Origin of the sequence: Mycobacterium shinjukuense (genome assembly GCF_010730055.1) — a bacterium.
Classification (GTDB): domain Bacteria; phylum Actinomycetota; class Actinomycetes; order Mycobacteriales; family Mycobacteriaceae; genus Mycobacterium; species Mycobacterium shinjukuense.
Window position 1 is genome coordinate 4151441 of record NZ_AP022575.1, and the last position, 14394, is coordinate 4165834.

The following is a 14394-nucleotide window of genomic DNA, read 5'->3' on the forward strand; positions in this document are numbered from 1 at the left end:
GTCAGGGCCTGGGAGGCCGTGCAGCACGGCGAGTAGATTCTGTTCGGCCACGCGAAGCGCGATAAGGAAATCTTGTTCGGCGTTGGGTGAGTGCCTGGTGGCGCTATGGGCCGCGTTGCGGAGGTGCTGCGTGACGTTGGCACCCGTGCGCTGGGGTTCACGGCGCGCACGAGCTGGCCATGTAAAGCGCCGCCGAGGCGCTGAGGGCTTGGTATTCCGGGGCGCGCTTGCCAACCAACGTCGCGATACCACCCAGACCCATCGGCGGCTGCGCCACCACCGTGGTATGGCCGCGGCCGCCGAACCGATGCCGGCCAGATTCGATGCCGCCGCAAGGATCATCGGGGCCGTAATTTCACACGACATCGGATGCCCCCGATAGCCACACGATCAAGGGGCCAGGGGTCCGGGCCGCGGCATGGCGATGGCCGGCGACGGTTTGTCCGATGAACGTGTTGGGCGTGTTGACCGGTATGTCTCGAACCGCTGGCCGACAAGCCCACCAAGCCCCAACCACTTTGCGGATGCGGTCGACGGGCAACTACACCACCACAAACACCTTGGGGTTCGAACGCGCCGTTACCAGGCGCGCGTCGACGCGGTCATGGGCCTCGCTGCGGCGGCGATCTGCACAGCGGGCTGACTGTCGTGACTCCCCGGTTACCCATCCGGCGAGTCAGGCTTGCCGTGGGCGCCTTAACCGCGCGGGCCGAAGCTAGCCATTGGCCCCGCGGTGGCCGCTATCACCGCTGCTACCGGGGGTTCCGGTGATGCCGGCCTGACCGTGGGTTCGCGTCCCTCGTCCACCCTTTCCGCCCGCACCGGCCTCCCCACCCGGTCCGCCGGTACCACCGGCGCCACCCTGACCACCTTCGCCGCGGACGCCGTCTTTGCCGAACAGGCCGCCTTTTCCGCCGACACCTGGGGCGCCGCCGTCGCCCCCGTCGCCCCCGGTTCCGCCGCGCCCACCGTCGCCGCCCGCACCCCCGCCACCACCGGGGCCCGTCTTGCCACCGCCGTGACCGCCTTGACCGCCGTCGCCGCCGCTACCGCCGGGCGCGCCGGCGCCGCCGACGCCACCGACGCCGCCGTTGCCCCCGTCGCCCCCGTCGCCGACCAGCAGGCCGCCTCGCCCACCGGCGCCCCCGGGGCCGCCGCTGCCACCGTTGCCGCCGGGTGTCCCGGGAGCGCCATTGCCACCGGCACCGCCCACCCCGCCGCGGGGGTTGAGGTTTCCTTTCGAACGGGTTCCGCCGTCACCGCCGTCACCGCCATCACCGCCGTCCTGCCCGGCAACGGTGCCGTCGCTGCCAGCACCTCCTCGCGACCCATTGCGGCCGGTGCTGCCGTCGGCGCCGTCGCTGCCATCCGCCGCGGGGCTGCTTGCCGGGTTGACGCCGGTAGCGCCGGCCGTTCCGGTCCCGCCGTCGCCGCCGTCACCGCCTTTGCCGAAAAGCCCCGCATTTCCGCCGGCGCCACCGCTACCACCGGCACTGCCAGCCGCCATGGCGTCGCCGCCGTTCCCGCCGTCTCCGCCATTGCCGTACAACAGCCCGCCGGCCCCGCCGGCACCCCCGGAGGCAGCGGCACCGCCATAGCCGCCTTGGCCTCCGTCGCCGATAAGCCAGCCGCCGTTGCCGCCATTGCCGCCGGGGGCGCCGGGCCCCCCGCCACCACCTCGCCCGCCGTTGCCGATGAGCCCCGCGTTGCCGCCGCGAGTGCCCGGCACTCCGGCCGCGGTGCCGGTGTAGCCGGTGCCGCCGTTGCCGTAGAGAAGCCCGCCGTCCCCACCGGGCTGGCCCGGCATCGTGGCATCGATGCCGTCGCCGATCAGCGGCCTACCCAACAGCGTTTGGACGGGAGCGTTCACCGCGTTGAGCAGGTTCTGCTCGGTCGCGTGCACGCCGTGGCGGAGGTGCTGCGCTGCGGCGTTGGCGGTTTCGGTGCTCGCGTAGGACGACGCGCCAGCGTTCACGGCGCGCACAAATTCTTCGTGAAGCGCCGCGGCCCGGGCGTTGAGGGCTTGATATTGCCGAGCGTAGGTGCTGAAAAGCGCCGCGGTCGCGACCGAGACCTCGTCTGCGGCTGCGGCCGCGACCGTCGTCGTGGAGGCCGCCGCGGTGGTGTTGGCACCGTTGAGGGCCGACCCGATGCCGGCGAGATCGGACGCCGCCGCCTCGAGGATCTCGGGCGCGGCAATCAGGTAGGACATCTGAGACCTCCGGATAGCAACGTGTGACAGCGCCATGACAAAGAGGCCATGGTCCCGAATGGCGGGCCGGCGACGGCGCGGGACGGTTTGTCGGTTCCGACTTGTGTCGGACGAGCGACTCGACTGCCGAGTTGACGCGATCAACGATGTTGCGCGGAGGTTCGGCAAGTGTTCGGTGATCGTGAAATTCGCGCGTCGAGGCCGCAGCGCCGGCACCGTCGTGGGGATCACGAAGGCGATGGCGTCGGCAAATGGCCTTACGGTGGGTCCTCGTGTGCCGTGTGCGCGTTTTCAACCCGCGGCCGGTTGAGTGTGCGCATCACGAAGAGCCGACTGCCGTGCTGCGCGTCGAGCCCGCCCAGCCGGCTCAGGCGCCGCGGCGTGCGGCGCGGGCGAGCGCCGCCAGGTGCACGCCGATGCCCACCAGCGGACCGCACAGAAGGCCGACCACGGTGCGGGTCTGCAGCGCAAGCGGCAACAGCAGCAATGACCCCGACGCCACCGTTGCGCCGACCCACCCCAGCGAGTACGCCCGATGCAACGCCGCCGCCACCGCGGCGGCACCGGTGAGCGTCAGCAGCGCGATCGCCACCGCGGCCGCGGTGAGCCAGGCCAGCAGCGCGCCGCTGGCCCGGTAGTCGGACCCGAATCCGATCCGCAGCAACCACGGGCCCACCACGCCGGCCGTCAGCACCCCGACCGCGCCGATGCCGCCGATCAGCGCCGCCGGTGCGACCAGCGCCCGCAGCCGGTGGTCGCGTTCGTCGACGAAATGGGCGATGAGGTTGCCCTGCAGGGCGGTCAGCGGCACCAGCAGCGGCGCCCGGGTCAAGGTCACCGCCAGGATGACCACACCGCCCTGGGCCCCCAGCTGGTCGGAGGTCAGCTTGAGCAGCACCGGAAACCCCATCACCAGAATCGCGCTGGCACCGGCCGCGGTGATCGAATGGGCGGCCCCCCGCAAAAACGTCGTGGTGCTGCCGGCCGTGAGCAGTAGCGCCGCCGCGCGCGCGGCGGGCGATGTCACCAGCATGATCAGCCAGGCCGTCGAGCCCGCCACGGTGGCCCACAGGAACCCGACCAGGCCCCATCCGATCACGAACGTCCCCGCGGCCACCCCCACCCGAATGACCGCGTCGGTCACCATCAGCGCGCCGTACTGGGTCCACCGGTCGGTGCCGGCCAGCATGCCCAGCAGGGCGGCGTGCAGGCAAAACCCGGCCAGCCCGACGCTCAGCAACCCCACCGACAACCAGCGCGCCTCGACGAACACCCGTCCGCTCCACAGCGGTGAGCTGCCCGCGATGACGACGGCGGCGACCAGCCCGACCAGCCCGGCGACCCGCAGCGGATGGGTTGTCGGGTCGCCGGGCCCGCCGGGCGTCGCGGACAGTCGGCCCATCGAGCGGACCTCCCGGGTGGCTTCTTGCAGCAGGCCGTTGGCCGCGCCGGTGACCAGGCCGAACGCCCCCCAGAACACCCCGAATACCGAGAAGCCGCCCGGTGCCAGGTTACGGGCGGCGAGATAGATCACCGCGTAGCCGCACAGCGCGGTCACCGCGGTGGCGGTGCCCACGCGGGCCACGCTGCCGCGGGCGATCGGACCGGCGGGGGCGCCGGTGGTACCGCCGACTTCGGTCACCGTGGCGGCACCAACGGCCGACCGCCCCGGTGCCCCACCACCTCTGAAGCCACGGTTGAAGATACTAGGCGCGTCGTCTCGGCTGCTCGGCCTAGTGTTCCCGGTGGGTCGGCGCTGGTATACGGCGCTGACCAGAAGGTGTGGGCGGCGCGGTCGCGCAGGCGACACCTGTCGTCGCTATTGTGGGTGGCTGTCGGAAGGATTCATGAAAGCGCTCCGCGTCTTCGCCTTCTCGCTGGCAATAACCGTCGTGGCCCTGGTGGCCGGTTATCTGCACGGCGGGCCGACCGCGCTGTTTTTGCTGGTGGTGCTGGCCGTTCTGGAGGTGTCGCTGTCGTTCGACAACGCGATCATCAACGCCGCGGTGCTCAAGCGAATGAGCCCGTTCTGGCAGCAGATGTTCCTGACGATCGGGATCTTCATCGCGGTCTTCGGCATGCGGCTGGTCTTTCCGCTGCTCATCGTCTGGGCCACCGCGGGCCTGCACCCGCTAGAGGCGATGGAACTGGCGCGTCATCCGCCGCCGCACGGCGCGCTGGAATTCCCCGACGGCTCGCCCAGCTATGAAAAGCTGATCACCGCGGCGCACCCGCAGATCGCCGCGTTCGGCGGGGTCTTTTTGCTGATGCTGTTCCTCGAGTTCGTCTTCTACGACCGAGACATCAAGTGGCTCAAGTGGATCGAGGTCCCCTTCGCCCGCATCGGACGGCTCGGTCAGCTGCCGGTGGTGGTGGCCGGCGTTGCGTTGGCGCTGGCCGGTACCCAGCTGACGCACTCCAGCCACGGGCGCGCCACGGTGCTGACGGCTGGCCTGCTGGGCCTGGTGACGTTTCTGATCGTCGAGGGGCTGAGCCGGGCGTTTCGGCCATCCAGCGTCGACGCGGTGACCGCACGACCGGTGGCGGTGGGCAAGGCCGGCTTCACGCTGTTCGTGTACCTGGAGGTGCTCGACGCCGCGTTCTCCTTCGACGGGGTGACCGGAGCCTTTGCGATCACGTCGGATCCGATCGTCATTGCGCTGGGCCTGGGGCTGGTGGGCGCGGTGTTCGTCCGGTCGATCACCATCTACCTGGTCCAGCAGGAAACACTGGACCGCTATGTGTACCTGGAACACGGCGCGCACTGGGCGATCGGCGCGTTGGCCGTGATCATGTTGTTCTCCATCGACCACCGATTCCAGATCCCTGAGTGGGTCACCGCGTTGGTCGGTGTGCTGTTCATCGGGGCGGCGCTCGGTTGGAGCGTGGCCCGCAACCGCCGGACCGCCAGGTCCGCGGCCGAGCCGGCACCGCCGGAGGCGGTGGTTGCCGCGAGCGACCGTTCCGTGGGTTGACGGCTCTCGGGGTCAGTGCCCGCTGGTCTTGAACCGCTCCAACGAGCGCTGCACCTCCGCCTCGGCCTCGTCGCGGCCAACCCAGTTGGCCGCCTGGACGAACTTGCCCGGTTCCAGGTCCTTGTAGTGCACGAAGAAGTGTTTGATCGCGTCCAGCTCGAAGGCCGGAACGTCCCCGATGTCTTGGATGTGGTCCCAGCGGTGGTCGCCGGCCGGGACGCACAGCACCTTGTCGTCGCCGCCCTTCTCGTCGACCATCCGGAACATGCCCACCGGTCGCGCCGTCACCAGCACCCCCGGCAACAGCGGCTGGGGCAGCAGCACCAGCGCGTCCAGCGGGTCGCCGTCTTCGCCGAGGGTGTCCTCGATGAAGCCATAGTCTGTCGGGTAGGCCATCGGGGTGTAGAGGTAGCGATCCAGACGCACCCGCCCCGTCTCGTGGTCGATCTCGTATTTGTTGCGCTGGCCCTTGGGAATTTCGATGGTCACGTCGAATTGCACGGGGGTCTGCTCCTTGTGTAGAGGCATGCGTCGCAGCACACCCTAATCCAGGGTGTACGGTGGCACCGCCGCGAGGCCGGTTCGGCAGAATGGGGGCCAGAAAGGCAGGAGGGTCATGGGTCCCAAACGGTGGCGGAAATCCACCCACGTGGTTGTCGGGGCGGCGCTGCTGGCGTCCGTCGCCGCCGTGGTGGCCGCCGCGGTGGCGTTCACCACCGGCGGTCACGGGACCAGCGGCGCGCGGCTGCCCGTGCCGGCGCCGCGGCCGCCCACCCTCAAGCCGGGCGTGGTCCCGGTCGCCGACACCGCCGAGCTACCCGGCCCCGACGGCGTCGCGGCGGCCTTGGCGCCGGCCGCGGCCGATCCCAACCTGGGCCGGCTGGGCGGCCGGGTCACCGACGCGCTGACCGGGCGTGAACTGTGGCGTCAGCTTGACGACCTGCCGCTGGTGCCGGCCTCGACCAACAAGATTTTGACCGCGACGGCGGCGCTGCTGACCCTGGACCGGCAGGCGCGGATCAGCACGCGGGTGGTGGCCGGCGGCCCGACCACTCAGGGACCGGTGGTGCTGGTCGGTGCCGGCGATCCGACGCTGTCGGCCGCGGTGCCGGGCGTGGACACCTGGTATCGGGGTGCGGCCCGGATCAGCGACCTTGTCGAACAGATCCGGCGCAGCGGTGTGACGCCGACGGCGGTGCAGGTGGACATCTCGGCGTTCACCGGTCCGACGATGGCGCCGGGCTGGGATCCGGCCGACGTCGACAACGGTGACATCGCCCCGATCGAGGCGGCCATGATCGACGCCGGGCGTATCCAGCCGACGACGGTCAACTCGCGGAGGTCGCGCACCCCGGCGTTGGACGCCGGGCGTGAGCTGGCCAAAGCCCTTGGCCTGGATCCGGCGGCGGTGACGATCGGGTCGGCCCCGCCCGGCGCACGGCAGCTGGCCGTGGTGCAGTCGGCGCCGTTGATCCAACGGTTATCGCAGATGATGAACGCCTCCGACAACGTGTTGGCCGAGTGCATCGGCCGTGAGGTGGCGGCCGCCATCAACCGGCCGCAGAGCTTTTCCGGTGCGGTGGACGCGATCACCAGCCGGTTGCGAACCGCGCACGTCGACACCGCCGGCGCCGCGCTGGTGGATGCCAGCGGGCTGTCGGTCGACAACCGGCTGACGGCCCGAACGCTCGACGGTGCGATGCAGGCCGCGGCGGGACCGGACCAGCCGGCGCTGCGTCCGCTACTGGATCTGCTGCCGATCGCCGGCGGCAGCGGCACGCTAGGCGAACGCTTCCTCGACGCGGCCACCGACCTGGGCCCGGCCGGCTGGTTGCGGGCCAAGACCGGCTCGCTGACCGCGATCAACTCCCTGGTCGGCGTGCTGACCGACCGAAGTGGGCGGGTGCTCACCTTCGCCTTCATCTCCAACGAGGCAGGGCCCAACGGTCGCAACGCCATCGATGCGCTGGCGACCAAACTGTGGTTCTGCGGGTGCGCGACGTGACCGCGTCAGCCGGGACGACCCTGGGCAACGCGGTCGATTGGCGATTTGCGGCCGCCGTGGGGGAGTGGCTGGCCCGGCCCGCGCCGCCGGCCACCGAATACACCCGCCGGCAGGTGATCGACGAGTTGCTGGTGGCGGCGGAGAAGGCCGAACCGGCGGTGCGCGACGTCACCGGCCTGGTCTGTGAGGCCGCGGTGCCGCCGGCCCGGGTCGTGGACCGGCCGGAGTGGATCCGCGCGGCCGCCGAATCGATGCGGGCGCTCACCAACGCCGGCGACAAGCCGCGACGGCTTCTCACCGGCCGCATCACCGGCGCGCAGACCGGTGCGGTGCTGGCGTTCGTGGCGTCGGGCATCCTCGGCCAGTACGACCCGTTCGGGGCCGCGGGCGGCTGCCTGTTGCTGGTGTATCCCAACGTCATCGCCGTCGAGCGGCAACTCAACGTTGAGCCGTCCGATTTTCGGTTATGGGTGTGCCTGCACGAGGTCACCCACCGGGTACAGTTCACCGCCAACCCCTGGATCGCCGGCTACATGTCGCAGGCGTTGGCGCTGCTGACCCGCGAGCCCAGCGACGACCTCGGCGAGATTGTGGGCCGGCTGGCGGACTTTGTGCGCACCCGCGGCGAGGCGGCCGACGATTCCGGCGGCCACGCCACCGGGATTTTGGGCCTGGTGCGCGCCATGCAATCCGAGCCGCAGCGCCAGGCGCTGGATCGGCTCATGGTGCTCGGCACGCTGTTAGAGGGCCACGCCGAGCACGTGATGGACGCGGTCGGGCCGGCGGTGGTTCCGTCGCTGGCCACCATCCGGCGCCGCTTCGACGAACGACGCCAACGCAGGCAGCCGCCGCTGCAGCGGCTGCTGCGCGCGTTGTTGGGTTTCGACGCCAAGCTCAGCCAGTACACCCGGGGCAAGGCATTCGTCGACCACGTGGTGGACCGGGTCGGGATGCGGCGTTTCAACACGATCTGGTCTGGCCCCGAGACGCTGCCCTTGCCCGCCGAGATCGACCACCCGCAGCGATGGATCGACCGGGTGCTGTAGCGCAGCTGCGCGCGGCTGCCGAGAGCTTTGCGAAGGCCTACCTGGACGGCTGCCAGCGTTGGTGTGTCGGGCTCTCCGGCGGCCCGGACTCGTTGGCCCTGACCGCGGTGGCGGCCCGGCTGCGGCCCACCACCGCGCTGATCGTCGACCATGGCCTGCAGCCCGGGTCGGCCGCGGTCGCCGACACCGCTCGGGCGCAGGCCATGTCGTTGGGATGTGTTGACGCACGGGTGCTGTGCGTCCAGCTGGGTGGCTCAGCCGAGCGCCCGTCGGGCCCCGGCGGCGGCCCGGAGGCCGCGGCGCGCACCGCCCGCTACGCCGCGCTGGACGCGCACCGTCACGGCCCGGTGCTGTTGGCCCACACCCTCGACGACCAAGCCGAGACGGTGCTGCTGGGGCTGGGTCGCGGCTCGGGTGCACGGTCGATCGCCGGCATGCGCCCCTACGATCCGCCGTGGTGCCGGCCGCTGCTGGGTGTGCGACGCGGGGTGACCCATGCCGCCTGCCGGGAGCTGGGCTTGACCGCGTGGCAGGACCCGCACAACGCCGACCGCCGGTTCACCCGAACCCGGTTGCGCACCGAGGTGCTGCCGCTGCTGGAAGACGTGCTGGGGGGTGGCGTCGCCGAGGCGCTGGCCCGCACCGCGACGGCGATCCGCGAGGACAACGAGCTGATCGACGAGATCGCCGCCCGGGCACTGCCCCACGCTGCGACCGGATCGGGGGCCGAATCCGGTTTGCACACCGGGGTTTTGGCCGAGCTGCCGGGCCCGGTGCGTCGTCGGGTGATCCGCGGCTGGCTGCTGGCCGGCGGGGCCGTCGGGTTAACCGACAAGCAGATCCGCGGGGTGGACGCGCTGGTCACCGGGTGGCGCGGCCAGGGCGGGGTGGCGGTCGGCTCCACGCTGCGCGGTCGGCGTTTGGTCGCCGGGCGCCGCGACGGCGTGCTGAGCCTGCGGCAGGAACCGGTTTGACGGCTGCGTTGGTTGGTGGTCTGGTGACGTGGCTACGCTGTGGTCGTGGCTCAGAGCTCAGCGGCGACCACCCCGGGTGAGGCGGCGGAGCTGTACCCCGGGGACATCAAGTCGGTGCTGTTGACCAAGGAGCAGATTCAGGTCCGCATCGCCGAGCTGGGTGAGCAAATCGGCAACGATTACCGCGACGTGGTCGCCGCCGGCGGCCAGGATCTGCTGTTGATCACCGTGCTCAAGGGCGCGGTGCTGTTCGTCACCGACCTGGCGCGCGCCATTCCGCTGCCCACCCAGTTCGAATTCATGGCGGTGAGCTCCTACGGGACCTCGTCGTCCTCGTCGGGTGTGGTGCGGATCCTCAAGGACCTCGACCGCGACATCCACGATCGTGACGTGCTGATCGTCGAGGACGTCGTCGACTCCGGCCTGACGCTGTCGTGGCTGCTGCGGAATCTGAGCAGCCGGCATCCGCGTTCGCTGCGGGTGTGCACGCTGCTGCGCAAGCCCGACGCGCTGGGCGCCAACGTCGACATCGCCTACGTGGGCTTCGACATCCCCAACGACTTCGTCGTCGGCTACGGCCTGGACTACGACGAGCGGTACCGCGACCTCCCCTACATCGGCACCCTGGATCCCCGGGTCTACCAGTAGCGCGGTCAGTCGAGCTGCCAGATCACCGTGACCGAGAAGCTCACCGTCTGCTGGCCGGGTTCCAGCGGCACGGCGGCGGCGCGCGGTGGCCCCGCCGGCCCGCCCTCCGGCGGCGGGTAGCCGGCCGCCTCCGAGATGGACAGGACCTTGCCCAGCTTGAGTCCCGACAGCTGGGCGTACTGCTGAGCACGGGTTTTGGCGTCCTCGAAGGCGCGCGCACGCGCGTCCTTCACCAGCTGGGAGTCGTCGGCGATCGAGTAGTGCACCGACGCGATCCGGGTGGCGTCGCCGCCGGTGCTAACGATGAGATCGAGCAGCCGTGACGCGGCGTCGGTGGGGTGGATCTTGACCTCGAGGGCGTTGTCGGCGCGGTATCCGGTAATGGTGGCGGGTCCGGACGGCTCGGCCCTGCGGTACTCCGGCTGCAGGCTGACCTCGGTGGTGCGGATGTCCGCGCGGTCCAGCCCGGCGCCCACCAACGCGTTGATGACCGCTTGCTGGCGATCGTTGGTCTGGGTCATTGCGCTGGTGGCGTCGGGCGCGGTGAACTCGATCCCGAGGTCGGCGGTCAAGGTGTCCGGCACGCCCCGGACCTGCCCCGTTCCGAACACGGTCACCTGACGCGGATTCGGCCCCGGCGAGGCCGAACCATGGGAATCGCATCCCGATAGCGTGGCGGCGGTCAGGCCGGCCAAGCCCGCCAGGGCCGCAGCGGCTGCCGTGCGGGCTGGCCCGGGGGTCTTCACGTTCGACATGCCTGGCACCCTAACGTCTCGGGCATGCCCGATCGGTCAACGGCGCCGTCAGCGCCCGGGATTAGAAGTTGTCGGCCCGTCCATGGGCGTCCCCGGCACGCGTCGACGCACGGGTCTGATGCGGGCCAGCAAATACTGCGTCCGGTGCGACGCAGGTGATCCTCACCAAATCGCTACCGGCGCAGGACCATCGGCTTTGGGATCGCCAGCTGGCCACCGCCGCCACGCGTGAGCGTGTGCATCCTAGAACGCACCACCGTCGACACGTCGGAATTCATACAAAACTCAAATCATATTTGGGAGCGATATGCGCCATGCACGAATTCCCGGCGACGGGCGCACTGCTACAGCAAATGAATTGTTATTGACACCGCAGTGAACAGGCTGTGGGAAGCCTGTGTTGTTCCTACAAACAGGCTTAGCCTGTCGTCTGATCCGCTTATGCGACGCACGACGTGATGTCGGCGATCGCTGAAAGCTGTTGATGCCAAGTGATTTTAAGGGAGGAAAGTCCATGTCGATCATGCTCGCGGAGCCAGAAATGCTCGCCGCGACGGCCGGGGAACTGCAGTCGATCAACGTTGCGCTGCGCGCCGGAAATGCCGCCGCGGCAATCCCGACGACCGGGGTGGTGCCCGCCGCGGCCGATTTGGTGTCGCTGCTGACCGCCACGCAGTTTGTCACGCATGCGCAGCTGTACCAGCAGATCAGCGCCCAGGCCGCGGCGGTCCAGGAGCAGCTGGCGACCACGCTGGGCATCAGCGCCGGTTCGTATGCGGCCACCGAGGCCGCCAACGCCACGACAATCAGCTAGGAGAGCGCACGTCATGGTGGACTTTGCGATGTTGCCGCCGGAGATCAACTCCACGCTGATGTATTCCGGACCCGGCTCCGGGCCGATGCTGATGGCCGCGGCGGCCTGGGAGGCTTTGGCCGCTGAGCTGCAGAGCACGGCCTCCAACTACGAGGCGCTGATCACCGCCCTGACCGACGGGCCGTGGCAGGGCCCGTCCGCCGCGTCCATGGTGGCCGCCGCCACGCCGCAGGTGGCGTGGTTGCGCAGCACCGCCGCGCAGGCCGAGCAGGCCGGCAGCCAGGCGGTGGCGGCGGCGGCGGCCTACGAGGCCGCGTTCGTCGCGACGGTGCCACCGGCCGAGGTCGCGGCCAACCGGGCGTTGTTGATGGCCCTGTTGGCGACGAACTTCCTGGGCCAGAACACCGCGGCCATCGCGGCCACCGAGGCGCAATACGCCGAGATGTGGGCGCAGGACGCGGCCGCGATGTACGGCTATGCCGGTGCTTCGGCGGCGGCGACCCAGTTGACACCGTTCAGCCCGGCGGCGGAGACCATCAACCCCGCGGGGCTGGCCGCCCAGGCCAATGCGATCACCCAGGCGCTCAACAGCGCCGCGAACTCGTTGGGACTGCAGCAGATTCCCAGGACGCTGTCGCAGCTTGCTGGGATCACGAACGAGCCGCCGTGGCTCACCAACCTTGCCGGTGCGCTCGGTCTCACCGGCCACACCTGGACCTCGGATGGGTCCGGGATCGTCGTGGCAGGAGCGCTGGGCGATGTGGTGGAGGGCCTGACCGGATCGGCAACCGTCGATGGCAGCCTGGCCATGGACGTGTTCAACCGATGGGTTTCCCCCGCCCGGCTCATGGTTACCCAGATGAAGGACTACTTCGGCCTCGCGCACGACCTGCCGAAGTGGGCTCAAGAGGGCGTCAAGGAAGCGGCGTCGGCCGCCAAGGAGGCCGCCAAGGATCTGCCGAGTGTCATTCCGAAGGCGGGCCTGGGCGGGATTGCGGGCGCCGTCGGGCAGGCGGCCAAAGTCGGGGGGTTGGCGGTGCCGGCGTCCTGGGCCGGTACCGCACCGAGCACCCCGGCTGTTATGGCGGCGTCCAACAGCCTCGGTGCCGCGGCGGCCGCTGAAGGCGCCACCCACGCGTTCGGCGGGGTGCCGGTGATGCCCGGCGCCGGAGTCGGGCGCGGCGTGGCGAACTTTGCCGCTCCCCGATACGGATTCAAGCCGACCGTGATCGCATTCCCACCTTCCGGGGGGTGATGACCCGCGGCAGCTTTGACTTACCGGTGATCAACCAACAGATACGACGATTCAAGGGAGATTTCGATGGCAACGCGTTTTATGACGGATCCCCACGCGATGCGGGACATGGCGGGCCGGTTTGAGGTGCACGCCCAGACGGTCGAGGACGAGGCCCGGCGGATGTGGGCGTCGGCGCAAAACATTTCCGGTGCGGGCTGGAGCGGTCTGGCCGAGGCGACCTCGCTGGACACCATGACCCAGATGAATCAGGCGTTTCGCAACATCGTGAACATGCTGCACGGGGTGCGCGACGGGCTGATCCGCGACGCCAACAACTACGAGCAGCAAGAGCAGGCCTCGCAGCAGATCCTTAGCAGCTAGCACCGGACCGTCGGCTTCGATTCAGGAGGACATCAGCTATGACCATCAACTACCAGTTCGGCGATGTGGACGCCCACGGCGCCACCATTCGCGCGCAGGCGGCGTCGCTGGAGGCCGAGCACCAGGCCATCGTGCGCGATGTGCTGGCCGCCGGGGACTTTTGGGGCGGCGCCGGGTCGGTGGCCTGCCAGGAGTTCATCACCCAGTTGGGGCGCAACTTCCAGGTGATCTACGAGCAGGCCAACGCCCACGGCCAAAAGATCCAGACCGCCGGCAGCAACATGGCGCAAACCGACAGCGCCGTCGGCTCCAGCTGGGCCTGACCCGAGCAGCGGATTGGCGGCGGCGGCGGTGTGGATTAGCCGCCGCCGCTTACCGCTTCGGCAATAGCTCAGAACGGGGGTCGTTGGGCAAGGGTGCTGGCGCCGGCTTGTCGGGCTTCCAGTTCGCGGGTAGTTCTTCGGGCTCGCGGGGATCGTTGACCCATCTGCAGAACGGGCTGGTGCTTGGGGGGCCTTTGAACAGAAACAGCATGTCACGCACGGCGTGCTGCTATCTCTTCCTTTCGCGACTGCTCCAGCCAGCGCCGGTGCTCGTTGATCGGCCGGTTACGCTTGCGGGCCTTGGTGATTCGGTCGCTTCGTCGCTGCGCCCTGCTGCGCCGGTTCGGGGTCGCGGCGCACACGCGGGGCGGCGCGCCTGCGGGGACAGGTCTACACCGGCCGGCCACGTGCGGTGTGTCCGCCCGGTGGGCGAGGTCCAAACCACGGTGCCGTCAGCCACAGTTGGGTATCACGCCAACCGCCGAACGTCTATTAAGTCTTAAGTGGTCTCGCTCTTAAAGTTCGTCGGGGCGTTGGAACCAGGGTGACCCCGCGGTCGCGGCTGCTGGCGACCCGGTGCGCAAGGTGCACGTTCCCTCGTGTCTCACCCGCCTCACGCGTTCCGGCACGGTAGGGATATGCGATGTGCCCGCCTAACAGCGACAACCGTGGCTGTCGCTCGAAGGCGGGCACTTTGAATATCGGTCAGTAGCGAGTACGCGTGGGGCAGATGAGCAAGCTGCGACGCCTGGAGCGGCCGGTCAGAACGCCGACAACCCCGACGAACTTAAATAAGACCACTAAAACTTAAAGGTGTGACCGCAACCGTGCAGTGCCGTTCGGGGACGGCCAGGTTCTCGACGGCCGCGACGACCCCATCGAGGCGGGCCTCGCCGGTGATCATGGGGGCGACGACGATGTCGTCATCGGCCAGCGCGCAGAGCGCCGTGTTCAACTCGCCCGGGCCCTAAACCCGTGCCCGGGCACCTGATCGGCGACGTCGTCCCGATAGCCCACGCGGCCG

General features: G+C 69.8%; 14 protein-coding genes and 1 pseudogene. 9 read left to right on the plus strand and 6 right to left on the minus strand.

Annotated features, from left to right (window positions below):
* Positions 1 to 715: 715 nt before the first annotated feature.
* Together G6N20_RS21830 and G6N20_RS18770 are read right to left on the minus strand one after the other, a co-directional pair.
* Entirely contained in the window at positions 716 to 2212 is a 1497-nt protein-coding gene (locus tag G6N20_RS21830; protein WP_083051272.1) for a PE family protein, read from the minus strand.
* Between the two features lie 367 nt (positions 2213 to 2579).
* Complete coding sequence (locus G6N20_RS18770; RefSeq protein WP_083051268.1) at positions 2580 to 3854, minus strand: hypothetical protein; 1275 nt, start codon at positions 3852 to 3854, stop codon at positions 2580 to 2582.
* A gap of 205 nt (positions 3855 to 4059) precedes the next feature.
* Between G6N20_RS18770 and G6N20_RS18775 the strand changes: the two genes are divergently transcribed.
* Complete coding sequence (locus G6N20_RS18775; protein ID WP_083051267.1) at positions 4060 to 5187, plus strand: DUF475 domain-containing protein; 1128 nt, start codon at positions 4060 to 4062, stop codon at positions 5185 to 5187.
* 12 nt (positions 5188 to 5199) lie between these two features.
* Here the strand turns inward: G6N20_RS18775 and G6N20_RS18780 are convergent, their stop codons facing one another.
* Positions 5200 to 5688 carry an inorganic diphosphatase gene (locus G6N20_RS18780; RefSeq protein WP_083051265.1) on the minus strand — a complete coding sequence of 163 codons (489 nt, stop codon included), beginning with the start codon at positions 5686 to 5688 and terminating at the stop codon, positions 5200 to 5202.
* 115 nt (positions 5689 to 5803) lie between these two features.
* Between G6N20_RS18780 and dacB the strand changes: the two genes are divergently transcribed.
* The 4 genes from dacB to hpt are packed head-to-tail and all read left to right on the plus strand — an operon-like array spanning position 5804 to position 9860.
* The gene (gene dacB / locus G6N20_RS18785; RefSeq protein ID WP_142272171.1) at positions 5804 to 7192 is read left to right on the plus strand and encodes a D-alanyl-D-alanine carboxypeptidase/D-alanyl-D-alanine endopeptidase; all 1389 of its coding nucleotides are present in this window, start codon (positions 5804 to 5806) and stop codon (positions 7190 to 7192) included.
* Positions 7189 to 8238, plus strand: a complete 1050-nt coding sequence (locus G6N20_RS18790) for a zinc-dependent metalloprotease (protein WP_083051294.1) — start codon at positions 7189 to 7191, stop codon at positions 8236 to 8238. Before dacB ends, G6N20_RS18790 begins: the two co-directional genes overlap by 4 nt.
* A complete protein-coding gene (gene tilS / locus G6N20_RS18795) occupies positions 8217 to 9212 on the plus strand; it encodes a tRNA lysidine(34) synthetase TilS (protein ID WP_083051263.1) in 996 nt (331 codons plus the stop codon). The genes G6N20_RS18790 and tilS overlap by 22 nt, the downstream gene beginning before the upstream one ends.
* A gap of 39 nt (positions 9213 to 9251) precedes the next feature.
* Positions 9252 to 9860, plus strand: a complete 609-nt coding sequence (hpt, locus tag G6N20_RS18800; RefSeq protein WP_083051260.1) for a hypoxanthine phosphoribosyltransferase — start codon at positions 9252 to 9254, stop codon at positions 9858 to 9860.
* 5 nt (positions 9861 to 9865) lie between these two features.
* On the opposite strand, the gene G6N20_RS18805 is transcribed toward hpt, so the two are convergent.
* The gene (locus G6N20_RS18805; protein WP_083051258.1) at positions 9866 to 10615 is read right to left on the minus strand and encodes an SIMPL domain-containing protein; all 750 of its coding nucleotides are present in this window, start codon (positions 10613 to 10615) and stop codon (positions 9866 to 9868) included.
* A 514-nt stretch (positions 10616 to 11129) separates the two neighbouring features.
* Between G6N20_RS18805 and G6N20_RS18810 the strand changes: the two genes are divergently transcribed.
* The 4 genes from G6N20_RS18810 (at position 11130) to G6N20_RS18825 (ending at position 13370) form a co-directional block, all read left to right on the plus strand.
* Positions 11130 to 11429, plus strand: coding sequence for a PE family protein (locus G6N20_RS18810; RefSeq protein WP_083051255.1), 300 nt, complete (start codon positions 11130 to 11132; stop codon positions 11427 to 11429).
* Between the two features lie 13 nt (positions 11430 to 11442).
* Positions 11443 to 12684, plus strand: coding sequence for a PPE family protein (locus G6N20_RS18815; protein WP_083051253.1), 1242 nt, complete (start codon positions 11443 to 11445; stop codon positions 12682 to 12684).
* A gap of 66 nt (positions 12685 to 12750) precedes the next feature.
* Positions 12751 to 13047 (plus strand): type VII secretion system ESX-5 protein EsxJ, encoded by a 297-nt coding sequence (gene esxJ / locus G6N20_RS18820; RefSeq protein ID WP_163662691.1) that lies wholly within the window; start codon positions 12751 to 12753, stop codon positions 13045 to 13047.
* Positions 13048 to 13085: 38 nt separating this feature from the next.
* Positions 13086 to 13370, plus strand: coding sequence for a WXG100 family type VII secretion target (locus G6N20_RS18825; protein ID WP_083052703.1), 285 nt, complete (start codon positions 13086 to 13088; stop codon positions 13368 to 13370).
* Positions 13371 to 13419: 49 nt separating this feature from the next.
* Here G6N20_RS18825 and G6N20_RS22025 read toward each other — a convergent pair.
* Together G6N20_RS22025 and G6N20_RS18830 are read right to left on the minus strand one after the other, a co-directional pair.
* Positions 13420 to 13859: pseudogene (locus G6N20_RS22025) on the minus strand (HNH endonuclease signature motif containing protein); the annotation flags it as partial.
* Between the two features lie 298 nt (positions 13860 to 14157).
* Positions 14158 to 14325, minus strand: coding sequence for a hypothetical protein (locus tag G6N20_RS18830; RefSeq protein WP_158084784.1), 168 nt, complete (start codon positions 14323 to 14325; stop codon positions 14158 to 14160).
* Between the last annotated feature and the right edge of the window lie 69 nt (positions 14326 to 14394).

Excerpts from the sequence above, each read along its gene's own strand:
- G6N20_RS18775 (WP_083051267.1), top strand. The coding sequence starts at position 4,060 with ATGAAAGCGCTCCGCGTCTTCGCCTTCTCGCTGGCAATAACCGTCGTG.
- G6N20_RS18810 (WP_083051255.1), top strand. The coding sequence starts at position 11,130 with ATGTCGATCATGCTCGCGGAGCCAGAAATGCTCGCCGCGACGGCCGGG.
- esxJ (WP_163662691.1), top strand. The coding sequence starts at position 12,751 with ATGGCAACGCGTTTTATGACGGATCCCCACGCGATGCGGGACATGGCG.
- dacB (WP_142272171.1), top strand. The coding sequence starts at position 5,804 with ATGGGTCCCAAACGGTGGCGGAAATCCACCCACGTGGTTGTCGGGGCG.
- tilS (WP_083051263.1), top strand. The coding sequence starts at position 8,217 with ATGGATCGACCGGGTGCTGTAGCGCAGCTGCGCGCGGCTGCCGAGAGC.
- G6N20_RS18815 (WP_083051253.1), top strand. The coding sequence starts at position 11,443 with ATGGTGGACTTTGCGATGTTGCCGCCGGAGATCAACTCCACGCTGATG.
- G6N20_RS18825 (WP_083052703.1), top strand. The coding sequence starts at position 13,086 with ATGACCATCAACTACCAGTTCGGCGATGTGGACGCCCACGGCGCCACC.
- G6N20_RS21830 (WP_083051272.1), bottom strand. The coding sequence starts at position 2,212 with ATGTCCTACCTGATTGCCGCGCCCGAGATCCTCGAGGCGGCGGCGTCC.
- G6N20_RS18805 (WP_083051258.1), bottom strand. The coding sequence starts at position 10,615 with ATGTCGAACGTGAAGACCCCCGGGCCAGCCCGCACGGCAGCCGCTGCG.